General features: G+C 68.8%; 13 protein-coding genes and 1 pseudogene. 8 read left to right on the top strand and 6 right to left on the bottom strand.

Going from position 1 to position 16,276, the window contains the following annotated elements:
* Positions 1-138: 138 nt before the first annotated feature.
* A complete protein-coding gene (locus ACSMXW_RS15145) occupies positions 139-918 on the bottom strand; it encodes an SDR family NAD(P)-dependent oxidoreductase (protein ID WP_485806898.1) in 780 nt (259 codons plus the stop codon).
* Between the two features lie 145 nt (positions 919-1,063).
* On the opposite strand from ACSMXW_RS15145, the gene ACSMXW_RS15150 reads away from it, so the two are divergent.
* Both ACSMXW_RS15150 and ACSMXW_RS15155 read left to right on the top strand, forming a co-directional pair.
* Positions 1,064-1,672, top strand: coding sequence for a TetR/AcrR family transcriptional regulator (locus ACSMXW_RS15150; protein ID WP_485806900.1), 609 nt, complete (start codon positions 1,064-1,066; stop codon positions 1,670-1,672).
* A 440-nt stretch (positions 1,673-2,112) separates the two neighbouring features.
* Positions 2,113-4,254 carry a glycoside hydrolase family 31 protein gene (locus tag ACSMXW_RS15155; RefSeq protein WP_485806902.1) on the top strand — a complete coding sequence of 714 codons (2,142 nt, stop codon included), beginning with the start codon at positions 2,113-2,115 and terminating at the stop codon, positions 4,252-4,254.
* Between the two features lie 76 nt (positions 4,255-4,330).
* Here the strand turns inward: ACSMXW_RS15155 and ACSMXW_RS15160 are convergent, their stop codons facing one another.
* Positions 4,331-4,876: a GIY-YIG nuclease family protein gene (locus tag ACSMXW_RS15160; protein WP_485806903.1), complete on the bottom strand. Its 546-nt coding sequence runs from the start codon at positions 4,874-4,876 to the stop codon at positions 4,331-4,333.
* A 264-nt stretch (positions 4,877-5,140) separates the two neighbouring features.
* On the opposite strand from ACSMXW_RS15160, the gene ACSMXW_RS15165 reads away from it, so the two are divergent.
* Complete coding sequence (locus tag ACSMXW_RS15165; protein WP_485806905.1) at positions 5,141-5,587, top strand: hypothetical protein; 447 nt, start codon at positions 5,141-5,143, stop codon at positions 5,585-5,587.
* Positions 5,588-6,007: 420 nt separating this feature from the next.
* On the top strand, positions 6,008-6,688 hold the full coding sequence (locus tag ACSMXW_RS15170; RefSeq protein WP_485806907.1) for a DUF899 family protein: 681 nt from the start codon (positions 6,008-6,010) through the stop codon (positions 6,686-6,688).
* 7 nt (positions 6,689-6,695) lie between these two features.
* On the opposite strand, the gene ACSMXW_RS15175 is transcribed toward ACSMXW_RS15170, so the two are convergent.
* Together ACSMXW_RS15175 and ACSMXW_RS15180 are read right to left on the bottom strand one after the other, a co-directional pair.
* A complete protein-coding gene (locus ACSMXW_RS15175) occupies positions 6,696-7,184 on the bottom strand; it encodes a hypothetical protein (RefSeq protein ID WP_485806909.1) in 489 nt (162 codons plus the stop codon).
* Between the two features lie 340 nt (positions 7,185-7,524).
* Entirely contained in the window at positions 7,525-10,152 is a 2,628-nt protein-coding gene (locus ACSMXW_RS15180; protein WP_485806910.1) for an MFS transporter, read from the bottom strand.
* A gap of 872 nt (positions 10,153-11,024) precedes the next feature.
* Between ACSMXW_RS15180 and ACSMXW_RS15185 the strand changes: the two genes are divergently transcribed.
* Positions 11,025-11,423 carry a hypothetical protein gene (locus ACSMXW_RS15185; RefSeq protein WP_485806912.1) on the top strand — a complete coding sequence of 133 codons (399 nt, stop codon included), beginning with the start codon at positions 11,025-11,027 and terminating at the stop codon, positions 11,421-11,423.
* A 542-nt stretch (positions 11,424-11,965) separates the two neighbouring features.
* Here the strand turns inward: ACSMXW_RS15185 and ACSMXW_RS15190 are convergent.
* Both ACSMXW_RS15190 and ACSMXW_RS15195 read right to left on the bottom strand, forming a co-directional pair.
* The gene (locus ACSMXW_RS15190; protein WP_485806914.1) at positions 11,966-12,232 is read right to left on the bottom strand and encodes a hypothetical protein; all 267 of its coding nucleotides are present in this window, start codon (positions 12,230-12,232) and stop codon (positions 11,966-11,968) included.
* Between the two features lie 135 nt (positions 12,233-12,367).
* Positions 12,368-12,526: a hypothetical protein gene (locus ACSMXW_RS15195; RefSeq protein WP_485806916.1), complete on the bottom strand. Its 159-nt coding sequence runs from the start codon at positions 12,524-12,526 to the stop codon at positions 12,368-12,370.
* Between the two features lie 178 nt (positions 12,527-12,704).
* On the opposite strand from ACSMXW_RS15195, the pseudogene ACSMXW_RS15200 reads away from it, so the two are divergent.
* The 3 genes and pseudogenes from ACSMXW_RS15200 to ACSMXW_RS15210 form a co-directional block, all read left to right on the top strand.
* Positions 12,705-13,145, top strand: a pseudogene (locus tag ACSMXW_RS15200) (transposase); the annotation flags it as partial.
* A gap of 665 nt (positions 13,146-13,810) precedes the next feature.
* Positions 13,811-15,013 carry a hypothetical protein gene (locus ACSMXW_RS15205; RefSeq protein ID WP_485806917.1) on the top strand — a complete coding sequence of 401 codons (1,203 nt, stop codon included), beginning with the start codon at positions 13,811-13,813 and terminating at the stop codon, positions 15,011-15,013.
* Positions 15,010-15,888: a hypothetical protein gene (locus tag ACSMXW_RS15210; RefSeq protein WP_485806919.1), complete on the top strand. Its 879-nt coding sequence runs from the start codon at positions 15,010-15,012 to the stop codon at positions 15,886-15,888. The genes ACSMXW_RS15205 and ACSMXW_RS15210 overlap by 4 nt, the downstream gene beginning before the upstream one ends.
* The last annotated feature ends 388 nt before the right edge of the window (positions 15,889-16,276 follow it).

Raw genomic sequence — 16,276 nt, forward strand, 5'->3', positions numbered from 1 at the left:
GTTGGATGCTTGGTGCGTTGGATGCTTGGTGCGTTGGATGCTTGGTGCGTTGGATGCTTGGTGCGTTGGGTGCTTGGTTGGTTCGTCGGTCGCTTGGCTCGTCGTCCGGTTCGCGGCCCGCCGTGCCGACGGGCTCTGCTATGCGGGCGACAGGGACGGCATGTGTGCGATGAGACCGCCGTCCACGGTGATGACCTGACCGTTGACGTACTCGCCGGGCCCGGCGAGGAACACCACCGTGTCCGCGATGTCGGAGGGCCGGCCGGGGCGCTGCACCAGACCATGGGATGACCTGCGGAAGGCCTCCTGGCTCGCCGTGTCGTCGCCGACCATGATCACGCCCGGCGCGATCGCGTTGCAGCGCACGCCCCGCGGTCCGTAGGTGACGGCGAGGGAGCGCATGAGCCCGATCATCCCGGCCTTGGCCGAGGAGTAGGCGGTGGCGAATCCGGGGACGCTGTGCAGCGCCGCCGTCGAGGTCATCATGACGATCGAGCCGCGGCCGGCGTCGAGCATGTCCGGCAGCACCTGACGGGCACCGAGCATCGGCCCGCGGAGGTTCGCGGCGACGACGGCGTCCCATACCGGCACGGTGGTGTCGAGGAGGCCGCCGTCTCCGGCCACCGATGCCTTGAGGGCGGCGTTGTTGACCAGCACGGTGACGGGGCCGAGGTCCCGGCGCACCGCTTCCACCACGGTCCGCCACCCGGCCTCGTCCGCCACGTCGAGCGGGTAAGCGGCCGACTTTCCTCCCGCGTCCCGGATGAGGCCGTGGGTCTGATCCGCGGTCTCGGCGTTGATGTCGGTGACGGCGACGGCCGTCCCGGCGTCGGCCAAGGCCAGCGCGCAGGCTCGTCCGATGCCGGAGCCGGCGCCCGTGATCAGCGCCACGCCTCCCTGTTGCGTTGGACTGGACACATGTCCTCCTTCTGTGGAGATGCCGGTGCCGCGGGGCACGGCCCGGACGCCGCACCGATCGGCCCGCTTAACCGTAGGGGTCCTACGGATGAGAGTAAGCGTAGGATGGCTACGGTTACAAACACGAGGAGGAGGTGGCGCGGCGATGACCGTGGGTGACCGGCAGCGGTTGGAGACCGCTCCCGTCGGTCGGCGCATGCGCGCCGACGCGCGCCGCAACTACGAGCGCCTGATCGAGGTCGCCGACGCGGCGTTCGACGCATCGGGCACGGAGGCGTCGCTGGAGGACATCGCGCGCCGGGCGGGTGTCAGCATCGCGACGCTGTACCGGCATTTCCCGACCCGCCAGGACCTCGTGGAGGCGGTCTTCCTGCGGATCGCCGACACCCTGCGCGATCAGGCGACCGAGCTGCTGGAAGCGGACGATCCCCGCTCGGCCTTCGTCCAGTGGCTGCGCCTCCACCTGGAGAGCGGTGCCTGCGGCCGCGGCCTGGCCGCCCGTGTGATGAGCGCCAAGCTCCAGGCGGGCACGCCCGTCAACACCAGCTGCCTGGAGATGAAGCAGGCCGGCCAGAGGTTGCTGGACCGGGCAGTGGCGGCCGGGCGGGTGAGGCCCGGCATCGACCTGGGCGACCTCCTCCTCGTGGTGCACGGCATCGTCCTGATCAACGAGCAGGTGCCGTCCACACCGGACCGCCCGGAGCGCATGCTGGCGGTGGTCATCGACGGCCTGCGCGACGCGCGCACGGACTGACGGCGCGGCACGGCACGGCACAGCACGGCACGGCACGCTGCGGAAACCGCCGCGCTGCGTCCGGACGGGACCGCCGGGGATCCTCACCCGTGGTCAGGGCCGTGGTGCTCGGCGCGGCAGCGCCGCAGTCGCCATGACCATCCCCCTGTCCTCCGCTGACGTCCGGCCCGTCTTCGGCTCGCCTTCCTCGTCTTCGGCTCGCCTCGCTCGTCTCCGGCTCGTCTCCGGCGCGTCGGGCCGGCGCGTCGGGCCGGACCGAACGGTAAGCCCTCCGCCCCGGGACCCGTCCCGAACGCGGGCGCCAGCCGGAGCTGTTGGAGCCAGACGCGGGACATCGTGTTGACATGTGACGTAAACCGCCGGACTATGAGCAGAATTGAACAGGGCGATTGCACAACAGCTCAAGGACGCCATGGTCCACCCTCCGAAGGGCATGAGTCGTGCGCGCATACCCCCGCAGGCGTAGCCTCAGAGTCTTCCTGGCCACCTCGCTGTCTCTGCTTCTCCTCCCATCCGTGACCGGCCTGCTCCACGCCTCACCGGCAAGGGCCGAAGCCCCGGCCCGTGCTGACGCCGCGCCAGGTCCGAAGGTCACCGAGAGCCCGGGCGCGGTCTCCGTCACCGTGCCCGCCGGCATGACCTCGCCCGGTTACACCGTGGACGTGGCGAAGGGGGATCTCACCCTCACCACCCGACGGGCAGGGGCGACCGTGCTCAGGTCCGCCACCGGTGACACCGGGGGGCTGCGCTTCCGCTCCGGCGGCACCTGGCAGCACGCCACCGGGCTCACCGGCTGGACGTTCGACGGCGGCGTCCTCACCCTCACCGCGGACACCACGCTCGACCGAGCCACGGTGGAGGCCCGCCTGACGCCCGAGGCCGACCGCTACCAGCTCGACTGGGACGTCAAGGGCGGCAGCCCCGACCAGCTCGGTCTCGCCTACGACCTCTCCTCGGCCGGACACTGGTACGGCCACGGCGAGGCCGAGACACCGGCCGGCGGCCCGGGCGTCGAACAGCCGTGGCCCCTCGACGCCGGCGTGGTCGAGCACAAGGACTTCGGGCCGGCCTCGTACAACATGATCGACCCGTTCTGGTACACCTCCCGCTCCACGGGGCTCCGGGTCGACACCGGGCACGTCATGGACGTGTCCATCAACGGCGGCGGGGAGGACGGCACCGGCCGCTTCACCGTTCAGTCGCCGGACACCTACCGGGCCACCGTGTTCGTCGAGTCGACACCCCTGGACGTGTACCGCGACTACATCGGCATCGTCGGCAAACCCGCCAAGAGCGACGCCACCTACGAGCAGTACGCCACACCGCTGTGGAACTCGTGGGCCCAGTTCTACACCCACGTCGACCAGGCGAAACTGCTCGACTACGCCACCGACCTCAAGGACAACGGACTGGCCGGGCACACCATCCAGCTCGACGACAAGTGGGAGTCGAACTACGGCAACCTGACCTTCGACTCCGCCGCGTACCCCGATCCGAAGGCCATGTCGGAGAAGATCCACGACATGGGGTTCGACTTCGGTCTCTGGGTCACCCTCTGGATCAACCTGGACTCCGAGAAGTACCGGGAGGCAGCCGACAAGGGCTATCTGCTCAGGGACGCCGAGGACCCCGCCAAGCCGTGCGAGGTGACGTGGTGGAACGGCACGGCCGGGATCGTCGACCTCGCGAACCCCGAGGCCAGGGCGTGGTACGAGGGCAGGCTCAAGACGCTGATGAGCACCTATGACGTCGACGGGCTGAAGTTCGACACCCGCTTCTTCGACGAGAAGTGCGCCCCGCGCGACGGCTACAAGGCCTCCGACTACCAGCGGCTGGGCAGCGAACTGGCCGACGAGTTCGACCTCCAGGGCGCCGGCATCCGCGTGCACTGGACCGAGACGGCACACCAGGCCGGCTTCGTCACCCGCCAGGTCGACAAGGGCACCGGCTGGGACTCCCTCAAGGCGTCCGTGACCCAGAACCTGGCGATCTCCACCATCGGCTACCCGTTCATCGAGTCCGACATGATCGGCGGCTCCCTCAGCCAGCCCGCGCCGTCGAAGGAGGTGCTGGTGCGGTGGGCGCAGTCGGCCTCGCTGATGCCGCTGATGTACGGATCCACGTCACCGGTGGACACCGTCGACGCGACGACCGGCCAGAAGGTCGACTACGACCAGGAGACGGTCGACCTCTACCGGGCGGCGATCCAGCGGCACGAGCGGCTCGCCCCGTACATCTGGGACCAGGTGCGGCACACGCTGCAGACGGGCGATCCGATCATGCGCCCGCTCTTCTTCGACTTCCCCCGGGACGACGCGAGCTACACCGTCACCGACGAGTGGATGCTCGGCCCCGCCGTGCTGGCCGCCCCCGACCTCGGCGCGGGCACCACCCGCACCGTCCACCTGCCACCGGGCACCTGGTACGACGTCAACCAGGCCAGGGTGCTCCACGGCCCCCGAACCCTCGAGGACTACGCGACACCCCTCGGCGTCACCCCCACCTTCGTACACCTCGGGGCCGAGGGCGCCACCAAGGCGCTCAGCGCACTGCGGGGCGGCGACGCCGGCGCACATCCATGAGCCCACCCCGAAGCCCCCACCCACCCGGCTCCGGTGAGCCCTACGGGTCACCGGGGGCGGGCCGGGACACCCATGGCTAGGGGGCGACGGGCAACTCTCGTGCCCGCCGGCGCGCCTGAGCCCGCAGTTCCTTGAGACGGCCGTGGAACGCGTTGTGACGGTTCTGATCGAGGTTCAGCGGTAGGTCGAGTCGGGAGATGAGCTCCGACTCCACGGTCCAGGGTTCGGGATGCTCGATCCAGCACACTCGCGCGTTGTCCGCCATCCACTCACTGAGCGCGGCTTCACCGGCCTTGCAGAAGGTCATGCGCCTCCCGCTGCCCACGCGGCGCAGCTCGAGTCCGAGCAGGCAGCCGAGGGTGAGCCGCAGCGTCGAGCCTTCCGCGTTGCCCCGGTAGTGGTACCGGACCCGCTTGCGCAGGTTCTGCCTGCTGGTCCGGTTGGCCATGTACCGGGGCGCTATGCCGACGTAGAGCAGGCGCCCGGCCGCCAGGTCCGGGTGGGGGGCCTGCTCGAACCACCAGCCGTAGACCCCTGCCACCGCCGGGACGGGGCTCGGACGCGCCAGGACGTCGTGAGCTGACCACAGTCGATCAGGACCGGTGAGAGCGGTCGCTTCCACGAGGCCTCCAGGTGCGCCGACGCCGACAGCTGAAGGCTACTTGGCTGATGCCGGTGCCTCTCGGACTGCACGGCCGGGCGAGCCCGGTACGGTCGCCTGCCTCCGGGCTGCTCCTTCGTCGTCCAGAGCAGCGGTGAGGAGTCCGGTGCCGGTGTGGCCTGGCAGCGGCCGCCGGCACGGGCCGCGGGTGCCGGCGGCCGGCAGGACGACGTCCCTTGGTCGATGCGGGGACCGGTCCCGGGAGCGCGGAGCTACGTTCGCGGCATGAACCCGCTTCGGTACCCCCGCCCGTGGGTGCGGCTCGCGTCCGTCGTCGCGCTCGGCTTCGCGCTGTGGCTGCTGCTGGTCCCGCGGATCGCGCTGTACTACGTGGACGACGGCGGCGCGCCCTACGACGTCGAGGTCAAGTACGCCTGGGGCCGCGGCACCAGTGACCAGGTCATGATCCTGCCGGCCGACCTGTTCGGCGAGGAGGACCCGGCGGTCGGCAGCGGCGGGGACGACGGGGCGGTCACCAGCGTTCGGCTCAACTGCGGCCTCGTGTTCACCTCGGGCGACAACGAGGCGGACAGCCCCGGCGGCGACGCGGCGTGCTCGAAGGTGGAGACGCCTCGGCTCATCGGCGGCATCGCGCTCGGCGTGCTCGGCATCGCCGGATTCGTGACCGCCGCACGGCTGCCGGCAGGCCGGGAACCCGGGCAGCACGTCTAGGACACGGCACGCAAGACGCCCCGGGGCGCGTCCCTTGGTCCGGCGGTCTGGCAAGTCGTTCCTCACCCAGCTCACCGACGACGCCGACCGGGCCCCTCGTCCGCACGCCGTCGTTCACCCACTCCCTCGGCACCCCGCCCGAGCCCGCCACACCCGACGGCGAACTCACCTGGCAGCAGCGCACCACCCTGTGGCGCACCGGCGCGTCTCTCCAAGCCGAGCGGCACCGACTGCCCACTCCGTTCCCCGGCCAATGCCGAGAACCCGTCGGCTGACGCCGCACGGGCGCCACGGCCCCACCGGGGCGAGCGTCAGCCCCGCGAAGGTCACTGCTCCGCCGGCTCGCGTGGCGAGGTCTCGTAGGCGACCAGACAATGGTGGCAGCGCCGCGGTCACGCGCCGGTCGTCCAGGAGGCAGCAATGGGCCGAACCAATCTCGCCGAGGAGTCGGCTGACTACGTCAGCGCCCGCGAGGATCTGCGCCAGGCCGAGATCGACCTCATGCGCCATCGCGAACGGGTCGCGGAACAACGCCGCCGACTGCCCCCGGGCCCCGTCGTCGAGGACTACGTTTTCGAGGAAGGCCCCGCGGACCTGAACGCCGGCGACGCGCCGGTGCGGACCGTACGCCTGAGCGAATTGTTCACCCGGCCCGACCGTGATCTTGTCGTGTATCACTTCATGTACGGCAAGCAGCAGACGCAGGCCTGCCCCATGTGCACGATGTGGATCGACGGGTTCAACGGAGTCGCCCACCACGTCAGGCAGAACGCGGATCTCGTGATCGTCGCCGCGGCCGATCTGCCCACTCTGCGCGCCCACGCCCGAAACCGCCAGTGGACGAACCTGCGCCTGCTCAGCGCCCGGGCGAACACCTTCAAGTACGACCTGGGCAGCGAGGACGCCGAGGGCAACCAGGACTCGACGGTGTCGGTGTTCACCCGCGACAGCAACGGGGCGGTGCGCCACTACTACTCGGTGCACCCAAGGATGTCCGACGACATCGACCAACGCGGCATCGACCTGCTCAGCCCGGTGTGGCACATCCTCGACCTCACCCGCCGGGGCCGCGGCGACTGGATCGCCGCGCTCAGCTACTAGGGCACCGTCACCCGGATAGCCGATCTCTGAGAGCTGTCCGAGTCTGCGGAATCTCTTCACTACATGTAAGAGCCGTCACAAAGCGAACGATAGGACCGTCCTCTGAATTCGATGCCGTGACCTCGAACGTACGGTCCGGGAATGCTTCCCGCAGACAGCGACGCCAGGACACCGATATCTGTTCTGCCAGCGCGAGGGCACCGGCCTCGGACGCGGGATCCTCGGGAATGTCAACGTGCAGCCACAGCCGGAACTGGTTCAACGTGGCCTCAATAGCCCTGGTACCGCCCCGCAACCGCTCATGCCATTCGCGGAAGTTTCCCGGGTCATAAACTCGGTCCCACAGCACACAGCCCTCCACCTCCACGAACTGCGGCACGAACACCCGTGTGAAGGCAGCCCACTCACCTAGACCCACATGCTGTGAGAGGTAGTCCAGGTAGTCGGTACCGTCGCCGGTTGCTTCCGCCCACTCCGTGACGGACGGAATACTCATGGGATCCATCGGTGCTCTCTTCGACTCGTCAACGAGGCTCGTCGGGCCCGGCGGGCAGCAGCACCGTTCTCCATTGCCGACCCGGCCGCCGGTGCGGCCGGTGGGCTGCCGGACAAGGCGAGCGTTACGGAACGGCGTACGCGGCCCCGTCGAGCACTCCGGCCAGGACAGGACTTGGTCGTATGGGGGCATCGCGGGGGGGCTGGTCAGTTGCGCCGTTCTGGTGGCTGAGCCTACGGGGTGGCGCCCTCGGCCGTCGTTGGCGGCCAACGGCAAGGCCGGCCTGTACCTTGTGCTGCACTCTGTGCTGCACGTACAGGCCGGCCTTTTCACCGGAAGGTCACCTTTCGGAGTGGCTCAGCTCGACGTCGACGTCCTTGGTTCCCGTGCCGTCGAGCGTGACGGCGGTGGCCACCGGGGCGTAACCACTGGCGATGAGCGAGTACCCGCCCTCGTCGAGGTCGGTGAACGCATATGCGCCGTCCGGGCCGCTGGTGGCGGTGCCTACGACGTTCCCGGCCGCGTCGAGCAGGGTCAGCCGGGCATCGGCGAGCGGACGGTGGTCGGCACCGGCCCGGACGGAGCCCTGCAGTTGGGCACCCTCCTGGAGGACGATCTCCAGCCGCGTGAGCCCGGCACCGCCGACCTCGACAAGGCGGGCATTCGGCCGGCAACCGGCGGCATGGACCGCGACCGTGTACTCGCCCACCGGCAGTTCGGCCATGGTGAAGCCACCGCCCGCGTCGGTCTTGCCGGTGGCCAGCACGTTGCCCCGGACATCGGTCACCACGACCATCGCGCCCTCCACGGGCAGGCCGTCCAGCGCGGTGGTCACGACGCCTGTCAGTCCACCGCTCGCGGACAGCGACACGTCGTGGGACACCGGCTCCCGGCCGACCGTGATGGTGGATGCCTGCGGTCGGCAGCCGTCGGCGGCCGCGATCAGGACGTACGACCCGGCGCCCGGCACCGGAAGGGTGTAGCAGCCGTCGGCCTGGGCGGCGGCGCGACCGAGTTGCCGTCCGGTGAGGGAGATCAGGGTCAGCGTGGCGGCCGCCAGCGGTGTGCCGTCGGAGCTCCGCACGTGGCCGTGGACGGCGTGGGTGGCGCCGGCCACGGGGTCGTCATCGCCACCCGACGAGGCGAAGGCGGCCACCGGCTCCAGTCGCGGCTGCTGCTGCGGCTGCGCGACTGCGGCTGCGGCCGCGGCGCCCACGGGGACCCGCTCCTGCTCGGGGTGCTGGACGGCACCCGCCGCCTCCGCAACCCCCGCCGCCTCCGCAGCCCCCGCCGCCTCGGCAGCACGCGCCTCCAGTGCGGAGAACTTCCGGAGCGGCACCTCCTTGATGAAGAGGATCACAACGAAGGCGACGAGCATCACGATCGCGGCGAGCAGGAACACCGAGTGCATGGCGTCCGCGAAGCCCGCCTTGAAGGGTACGGCCAGGCGCGGGTCCAGCTTCTGGATGAAGGAGGAGTCACTGAGGACGCTGGTGGAGCTGCCGCTGGAGCCGCCCTTGAGCATGCTCACCACCGGCCTGTTCACCGGGTCCGCCAGCACTGCCGGATCCTTCAGCGCGGCCTTGAAACTCGCGGTTGACGCGGCCGCGGTGAACGCCGATGCGATCTTGCCGCTGACCGTGCTGAAGAGCACCGAGAGGAAGATCGCGGTACCGGCGGTGCCGCCCATCTGCCGGAAGAAGGTGGAGGAGGAGGTCGCGACACCCATGTCCTTGATGGGCACCGCGTTCTGCACCGCCAGGACCAGCGTCTGCATACAGCAGCCGAGGCCCAGGCCGAAGACGGCCATGAAGACCATGGTCTGCCACAGCGGCGTGTCCCAGTCGACCCTGAAGTAGAAGAGCCCCATCGCGACGACCATCAGGGCGCTGCCGACGATCGGGAAGATCTTGTACCGGCCTGTCCTGGAGGTGACCTGGCCGGAGGCGATCGATGCGGCCATCATGCCGGCCATCAGCGGCAGCATCTCCAGACCCGACTTGGTGGCACTCGCGCCCTTGACGATCTGCAGGTACTGCGGGATCACCAGCATGCCGCCGAACATGCCCATACCGATCAGCACCCCGACCAGGCTGGTCAGACTGAAGATCGGGATGCGGAACAGGCGCATCGGGATCAGTGCGGCGTCGCCCATCCAGCGCTCGACGAAGACCCAGACGACGATGCCGACCGCGCCGATCGCGTAGCAGGTGAGGGACCGCGCCGAGCCCCAGCCCCAGCCCCGGCCCTGCTCGGCGACGAGCAGCAGCGGCACCACACCGATGACGAGGGTGAGCGCACCCCACCAGTCGATACGGGACGCCCGGCGGGTGTGCGGGATGTTGAGCACCTTGGCGACGACGAACAGCGCGATAATGCCGATGGGCACGTTGACCAGGAAGACCCAGCGCCAGCCGACGACGCCCAGGATGCTGTCCGTCCCCGCGAGGAAACCGCCGATCAGCGGTCCGCCCACGCTGGAGACGCCGAACGTCGCGAGCATGTAGCCCTGGTAACGGGCGCGCTCGCGGGGCGAGACGATGTCACCGATGATCGCCAACGCGAGTGACATCAGACCACCGGCGCCGATGCCCTGGAAGGCCCGGAACCCGGCCAGTTCGGTCATCGAGGTCGAGAAGGTGCACAGCGCGGAGCCGACGATGAAGATGCTGATCGCGGCCAGGAAGTAGGGCTTGCGGCCGTGGAGGTCGGACAGCTTGCCGTACAGCGGTGTCGAGATCGTCGAGGTGATCAGATACGCGGTGGTGGCCCAGGCTTGCTGGCTGAGGCCGTGCAGATCGTCCGCGATGGTCCGGATGGACGTACTGACGATGGTCTGGTCGAGCGCGGCCAGGAACATGCCCAGCAACAGGCCGCTGAGAATGGTGAGGATCTGCCGGTGGCTGAGGCCGCCCGGCGAGGCTATCGGTGTGGACCCCACGCTCTGCGCGGGGGCTGCATGGCTCATCGTGCTGTTTCTCCCTGTCCTCCACCGACACCCCGGAGCGAGCTCGTGGGCAGTGTCGCGCGTTGTGATGTGCCAGCAAGTCGTCGTCGAGATGCGTCGACAGCCGGACGAGCCGGAAGCGGCCCTCGGGCGGCCGTCCCGGAGGAACGGCCGCGACTTCGGAGTCCCGCTCGTGCCGGTACTGCTGCCGCCGGTTCTCCTCCCGCCGGTTCCGCTCCAGGACGGCGAACCCGGCACGGGTGGCGGTCAGCGGCATGCCACGCCCGTCTTCCGGTTCCGGCCGACGTTCCACCGAGCCGCGGTCCGCCGGGCACCCGGTCCGACGACTGACCGCCGAGAGATCGAGGAGCGCGTCCACGGCCGGATCGGTGGCCCACTGTGGGCCGTCCATCAGGAGTCGGGCCGGCAGTGGGCGATCCGCGCCGCCAACCCCGTACGCGGCAAGATGCCTCAAGGCTGACACCAGCCGCATGAGCCGTATCACCTCGACTCCGACGCTGGGGCGGCTCCGCTGCGGTCAGCCTGCCGGGGCTCATGCCGGTAGCGGTGCCCGGGGCGGGCGTGTCACCACTCGTACCGGCGGGGCCTGTTCCCGCGGTCATGGGCTGTTCTCGTATCGATCGCCTGTTCCCTGCAAACTTGCTTGGCATCAGCAAGTTTAGCGCAACTGTTTGCCTTGGGCAACTTCGTGCCGCAGAGGCGCGGCAGAGGTGTGCTCCGGAGGGCACTCCCTCCGTGTCCGCCCTGTTCCTGGAATTGCCGGCGGCCACGGTCGGTCGCGGGGCTGGTGAACTCCCGGAACAGCAGGAATGGCGGCACCCGGGTGATTCGGGGGCCCGAGGAACAGGCGGCCTGACCTCCTGCCGCGGTCCATGGTCCGCCTGGCCCGTACGGAACAACCGGAGGGCCGCAAGCTGACCTGGGTCGGCCGTCCCGACGTCCAGTTGCTGGACGTGGACCAGCACGTCCGGTACGAGCACGCGAGCCTCGGCCGCTTCCGGCACCGTTCGGACGGCACGATCGCGTGGGACGAGGTGTCCGCGGGACTGGTCCTCGTCTCCACGGACGAGGACACCGCCGATCTGGACGCCCTGGTCAGGCACCACTGCGCGGGGACCGACGGCCTCGTAGTCTTCTGGGGAAGTCTCGCGCTGCCGAGCGCGCGAATGCCGCTTTCCTCCGTCCTGAGCCAGCTGCCGGACATCACCGCGTCACATCCCGAATTCTGGATCCACGATCCCGAAGACTCCGAGGTGATCGAGACCACCTAGAAGAGCCGCGGCGGCAAGGTCACCCCGGTCGAGGACTGGATCTGATCACCACAGCCCACCCACCCGACTGCCCGCCTCCCGAAACCCTCGACCACGCCCGGACCGTGGTCCGGCCCGGGAACGCGAGCGCGTGCGCATCGCCACCGGCCCGGACACCGCCCACCCGCAGGCCATCCGCAGGCCACCCGCACCGATGCCCTGCGATCGTTCCTGCTCTGCGCGATCCGCGAGCGGCACATGTTCGGCGAGAGCGGGCGCGAGTGCGGCTTCTGCGGCTGCGCCCCGAACCCGAGTACATCCCACCGGGCCGCGAGCCGCCCCAACAGCCTCTGCACCAGGGAAGCCGGCCTGCTCGATCCCCTGCACGAGTTCTTCACCGAGCGTATCCGCGGGCCCGACCGACGCGACCTGCTCGCCACCGCGCTCCCGGAGGCGGACGAATGCAAAGGAGTTGGTCTCCTGGGGCGGTCCGAGGCCTCCCTCGTGCAAATCTCGGCACACGGTGTGAACGCCCCGCAACCCGCTTCCGCATGCGGTCAGCCTCAGGGTGCCTCGTCGCGGAGACGGCGTGCGATGTCGATGTCCCGTTGCAACGCACTGAGCCGTGGCGGCCGGCGGCTGGCGTCCAGGACGACGACGTGCAGTTCGTCGCCCACCTGAGGTGGTGCGACGCTCTCGTTCCACCATGAGGGATGCTTCACCTGGTCGATGAACCCGGTCGCACCGTCTGTCCCGTGTACTTCCACCTTGGCGCCCACGGGGGCCACTGCGACGACCGTCACATCGAGTTCCCGATGGTTGCGGAACATGCTCAGTTCGGTCCTCCGAAAAATGGATATCCAACTACGTCTCTGGGTCAACGCGTTGAATCTGTCGAGTTCTCCACCGGGATCGCGGGTGTTGTCACGCAGTTGGACACTCACACGGCAGGCACGGTACGTGCTTCAGTCGCCCGCGAACCACAGATAACCGCCTGGGGTGGCCGCGCACTCTGCCAGCATTGTTGCCAGGTCGTCCAATGCGGCCAGCTGACGCTCATCACCGCATTTCTGCCTTAGGTCGCGGATTTCCTGGAGGGCGGCTGCGGCCTCCTGCTGGTTCATCAACGTGTCCCCGTACGGATCGACCGCAGTGAGCCTCCCGGGTACTCCAAGGAGCTGGAGCGAGCCGAGTGCATCGGCCAGTGTGTCGCCGTGCCCATAGGAGCTCCGCACGAGTGTTGTTCGGGACTTGCGCCAGTTGTTGCGTGCCGGCCGTGACGAGTGCAGCTCCAGATCAATCCCCATGCTGGTTGGCAGTGCCGGAACAGGCTCCAAGCGCCACCTGATCGCAGAAGCGCGCGGCATTCCGCTGGCCATCTCGCTGACCGGCGGTAACGGCAACGACGTCACCCAGCTCATGCCGCTGGTCGAGGCCGTCCCACCGGTGCACGGCCAACGCGGACGTCCCCGCCCACGCCCCGACAGGCCCTACGCAGACCCCGGCTACGATCACGACAAACGCCGCAGGCAGGTCCGGGCGGTCGGGATCACTCCCGTCATCGCCCGCCGCGGCACCGAACACGGCTCAGGACTGGGTGCCAACCGGTGGGTCGTCGAGCAGAGCTTCGCGCTGGGGCACTGGTTCCGACGCTTACGCATCCGCTGGGAGATCCGCGACGACATCCACGAGGCATCCCTCACTCTGGCCAACAGCATCATCTGGCGGCGACAATTGAAGAACTCACTTCGTTCGGCCCAGTTCCTGACGCCATCACCGACCGTCTATGACGGGTCGTTTCGCGCCAAGCCGCCGAGCAAGTCCTCAAACGGCTACACCATCTGATGATGGCTACACCATCTGATGAAATGATGTGACGGTGCCATGGACCAGGCATGACACGACGAGGAGCGTCGTGCCTTGGTCCGGTCCGTACGCATGTCAGCTGACGGAGGGGTACGGCGAACAGTGGGAGACCAGGAGAAGATCCTCGACATCAAGATCGCCGACCTGAGAAGAACAGCACCCCACTTCCACACGCAGAGCGTCGACCTCACGAAGGCTCTCGGCAAGCTGAAGACCGCCCTGGCCAGGACCGGTGACTGCTGGGGAGACGACGACCAGGGCGCCGCCTTCCACAAGGCCTATGCGCCGCACCTCAGGCAGATCCGCTGGGATCCTCGCCGAAGGCCTGGCCGGCATTCACGAAGCCATGACGGACATGGCCGACGGCCACATCGACAACGACGAGTTGATCCGCGCGATGTTCAGCCGAATCAACGTCGAGAACGGCTCCAAGGGCCACGACAAGTGAGCGCAGCCGACAAGGCCAAGGAGATCGTGCAAGATCTCACCGGCATGTGGTGGCCGGCCGCGGACGAGGGCAAGCTGCGGGACGCAGCACAGGCATGGCGGGACTTCGCCGACGACGTCGAGGACGTCACCGCAGCGGCCAACAAGGCCGCCCGCTCACTGATCGAGCAAACAAGGGTGAAGCCATCTCCGCCTTCGACGACCCGTTCTGGCGCCGCTACTACTACCAGAAACACGGGTGGCTCCAGGATCTGATCGACGGCTCCCGCGACATGGCCAAGGCCCTCGACAAGTACGCCGACTCCGTGCATGGCGCGGTGAAGAAGCTTGAGCATGAGCTGGAGATCGTCGGTGCGACCATCGCCGCAGGCACCGCACTGGCCATCTTCACCGCAGGCATCTCCGAAGGAGCCGCAGCCGCCGCGACCGCCAGCATCGTGGAGCTTGCCGGAACAGTGGGGGTGTCCGTCTCCACCGAGGTGGCCGCCATCGCTGGGACCACCTTGGCAACCGCCGCCCTCGCCGGTATCGAATCGGTCACCGTCGACCTGGCCGTCGCCCAGCCGGTCGCCATGGCGACCGGCGAGCAGAAGGGCGGTCTCAACCTTGACGAAGCCCGGCAGGCCGGCCTGTTCGGCGCCCTCACCGGGGGTCTGTTGGGCGGTGGCGGGGCGGCGTACCAGGGCATGAAGAGGGCGGGTGGGCTGTCGAGCTTCTTCGACGGCATTGACGTCGGTCTGAACGGGCCAGGTCTTGCGCTGGCCGGGGTACCGGAAGACCTCGCCGCCAGTGACCGTTATGCGATGAGAGTCGGCGGCGCGGGAGAGGGCGGTAGCACAGGAGCTGGACCGGGCGAGGGTCCGTGGCCGACGTCCTCCGGAATCAAGGGACCGGCCGCCGGCAAAGAACTCAAGCCGCCCCATCCACGCCATACGATCGCCGGGTCAGCCCGCGGCCAGGTCAAGGAGGTGAACAGCGTCATTGTACGGGGCTACGAGCAGCAGGTGAACCAGGATGTCGCGGATATCGCCGCCGGCCGGGCCGCGTTCAACGACGCGACGGGTCGCTACGAGGTCAATGGACGCTCGTACGGTGTTGAGGAAACGGGGCGGGTGTTCCCCGACAGCGGCGAGGGCATCGTGAAACTCGACCGGAACGAGTACGCGGCACTCCAGCAGATAGCCAAAGCCAAGGGCGACATCGATGCCGCACCGCAACTGACCAAGAACCCGCGCTTCACCAACAATCCAGAGGCTGTGCAGAAGGCCCTGGCCGTCTACAACGGAACATATCGATGACGTACAACTTGCTCCTCATGGAGCCCTTGTCCCCGGACACGATCGCGACGGCACTCGCCCACTGCCTGGCCGTGCCCGTGCACGAGGTGGATGTCGCCGGCGAGGACACCGACCCCGACCTGCGTAACTGGGACGCGCTGGTGCTCTGCGAGCAGACCGCGCTCACCGGCGACGTGTCGTCATCGCTGGACATCTACGCCCAGGACTCCGCCCAACCGCAACCGGACGAAACCGAGCTGGCATCGGCCTTTGCGCAGTCGGCCGGTACCGTGATCCTCTTCCCGGCCGAGGAAGACCTGCCGAGCGCCTACTGGCTCACCACACCGGACGGCACCGTCACACGCGCACGGATGTACGCCTCCGACGACGACCTGCCCCGGTACACCATCGACGCCGTCGAAGCCGCCGTCCCCCAACTGCCCAACGTCCCGGTCACACGCATCGCGGAAGTCGTACGCGAGCAGCACGTCGCCACCCCGCTGACGGACACCTTCACCGCCTACCTCGAACGCTTGGCCCCCGACGAATCCGCCACTCCCGGGACCCCCCACTGGTTGGCCCGCACCCGCCTGGGCGCCTGGGAGAAACTCGTCCGCCAGATGGCAGCCTCCTGGGCCCCAGCCGGCTGGTATCCCCCCGACCTGTACCGAGAACGCCTCGAATCCCGTGACGAACTGGAACAGGTGCGCGACCAGCTCCCTGAGAATGTCCGGGCTCTGCTACAGGAGCCCGTTGAACAGCTGGACGCCCAATTCACCGACCTGACCATCCAGGATCCCGGCTCGCTCCGGAAGGCCTTGACGTCCGGCGACGACCTCGGAGCTTCGGCCGCGGGTTGGTGGTGGAGACGGCGTCCCAGTCCGTTGCCGTGGTGAGGGGAACTCGGCATCGAGACAGCGCCCAACGGATCGGCACATCCCGGTGTCCATAGAGGGGTCCATAGAGTGGAAGGAGCGTAGGGGCACCTACCGGACTTGGAGGCACGGCCTACCGCGATTGACATCGGGAAGCTGGCAGTTCATACATCCGTTCGGCTGACCCAGCCGCCATTCGCAGGGGCTGGCGCTCCAAGCCGCGACGGAAAGACCAGGCAGTGGGTGATGCGAGGACGGGGCACCCGCCTGTGTCGGACGCCCGGAAGCCATCCTGGTTGACCGCAACGGCGCCGAGCAGCGGCTCCGCCCGGCGCACGCCGCCGCGTTGTGGCTGACAGTTCCCGCCCTGCGGTTCAGCGCCAAGACCCGGCCGGAAGCCATCGCGACC

It is taken from the genome of Streptomyces sp. DSM 116793 (genome assembly GCF_057320905.1).

What these genes read in the sequence shown, in the direction of transcription:
- ACSMXW_RS15205 (WP_485806917.1), top strand. Translation starts at nt 13,811, where the DNA reads ATGGCGGGACTTCGCCGACGACGTCGAGGACGTCACCGCAGCGGCCAA.
- ACSMXW_RS15185 (WP_485806912.1), top strand. Translation starts at nt 11,025, where the DNA reads ATGGTCCGCCTGGCCCGTACGGAACAACCGGAGGGCCGCAAGCTGACC.
- ACSMXW_RS15150 (WP_485806900.1), top strand. Translation starts at nt 1,064, where the DNA reads ATGACCGTGGGTGACCGGCAGCGGTTGGAGACCGCTCCCGTCGGTCGG.
- ACSMXW_RS15175 (WP_485806909.1), bottom strand. Translation starts at nt 7,184, where the DNA reads ATGAGTATTCCGTCCGTCACGGAGTGGGCGGAAGCAACCGGCGACGGT.
- ACSMXW_RS15210 (WP_485806919.1), top strand. Translation starts at nt 15,010, where the DNA reads ATGACGTACAACTTGCTCCTCATGGAGCCCTTGTCCCCGGACACGATC.
- ACSMXW_RS15170 (WP_485806907.1), top strand. Translation starts at nt 6,008, where the DNA reads ATGGGCCGAACCAATCTCGCCGAGGAGTCGGCTGACTACGTCAGCGCC.
- ACSMXW_RS15190 (WP_485806914.1), bottom strand. Translation starts at nt 12,232, where the DNA reads ATGTTCCGCAACCATCGGGAACTCGATGTGACGGTCGTCGCAGTGGCC.
- ACSMXW_RS15195 (WP_485806916.1), bottom strand. Translation starts at nt 12,526, where the DNA reads ATGAACCAGCAGGAGGCCGCAGCCGCCCTCCAGGAAATCCGCGACCTA.
- ACSMXW_RS15165 (WP_485806905.1), top strand. Translation starts at nt 5,141, where the DNA reads ATGAACCCGCTTCGGTACCCCCGCCCGTGGGTGCGGCTCGCGTCCGTC.
- ACSMXW_RS15180 (WP_485806910.1), bottom strand. Translation starts at nt 10,152, where the DNA reads ATGAGCCATGCAGCCCCCGCGCAGAGCGTGGGGTCCACACCGATAGCC.